The 1,112-nt window shown below is 64.8% G+C and carries 2 protein-coding genes; both read right to left on the reverse strand.

Annotated features, from left to right (window positions below):
- A partial coding sequence (locus DYI24_RS26975; protein WP_502706389.1) for a LexA family protein occupies positions 1–434 on the reverse strand: 434 nt, incomplete at its 3' end.
- Positions 435–610: 176 nt separating this feature from the next.
- On the reverse strand, positions 611–1,112 hold a 502-nt coding region (locus DYI24_RS26980; RefSeq protein WP_246701390.1), incomplete at its 5' end, for a molybdopterin-binding protein.

Raw genomic sequence — 1,112 nt, forward strand, 5'->3', positions numbered from 1 at the left:
CTGCCGAGCATGTCGGCCGGCACGCTGATGGTGTGGCTGCGGCTTTGCAGGGCTTCGATCGGCGTACCGGCTGCGATCCGGCCCATCACCGGCACCGCGACGCTGCCGCGATCATGGTCATCCTCGGCCGGCGCCGGGCTCGGCGGCCGCACCTTGCCGAGATTGCCTTCGATCACGCTCGGGGTGAAACCGCGCCGGCTGTTGCCGGGCATCCCGCCGGTGTCGGGCAGCTTGATGACTTCGATCGCGCGGGCGCGATTGGGCAGCCGCCGGATGAAACCGCGCTCTTCAAGTGCGGTGATCAGGCGATGAATGCCGGACTTGGAACGGAGGTCGAGCGCATCCTTCATCTCGTCGAAGGACGGCGGCACGCCGGCTTCCTTCAGTCGCTCGTTGATGAATTTCAACAGCTCAAACTGCTTGCGCGTCAGCATCGGCAAATCCCCAGTCGGCGATGATGTGCCGGTTCGAGGTGCGTTCCGGTTCGGGCCACGAGCCCTTGTGAGAGCGTCATCGTCGCCGAATCTCGAAAACAAATCATGAACGGACACTATCTGTTCGGGGTGTGTTCCGCAACCTCTTAATCGAAATCTAGGATTTTCACGGGTCGCTATAGCGGGAGCTTAAGGATGACGCAGGGTGAACCGGCCGGTGCCGCCGGCGCGAAAGCCGGACGCACGATCAGCGCTTCCGCGGTCGCCAGCCGCGCCAGCAGCGACGAATCCTGGCTGTCGACCGGAGTGGCGATCTGCCGTCCGGTTTGGTCGTGCGACAGCGTGGCGCGGAGATAGTCTTCGCGCTGATCGTTGGCAGAAAGGTCCGCGCCGAGCAGCGCCGGTTCGCGGACATGCCTTGGCTCGCTCATGCCGCACAGCGCGCGGATCAGCGGCACCATGAACAGCACTGCGCAGACGTAGGACGACACTGGGTTGCCGGGCAAGCCGATCACCCGCATCGGGCCGAGATGGCCGTGCATCATCGGCTTGCCCGGCCGCATCGCGATCTTCCAGAACGCGATCGTGGTGCCTTCGGCTTCCAGCGCGCCTTTGACCAGATCGTGGTCGCCGGCCGATGCACCGCCGGTGGTGACGAGCAGATCGACGCCGAGATCG

This window comes from Rhodopseudomonas sp. BR0C11, assembly GCF_010820945.1.
GTDB lineage: Bacteria > Pseudomonadota > Alphaproteobacteria > Rhizobiales > Xanthobacteraceae > Rhodopseudomonas > Rhodopseudomonas palustris_H.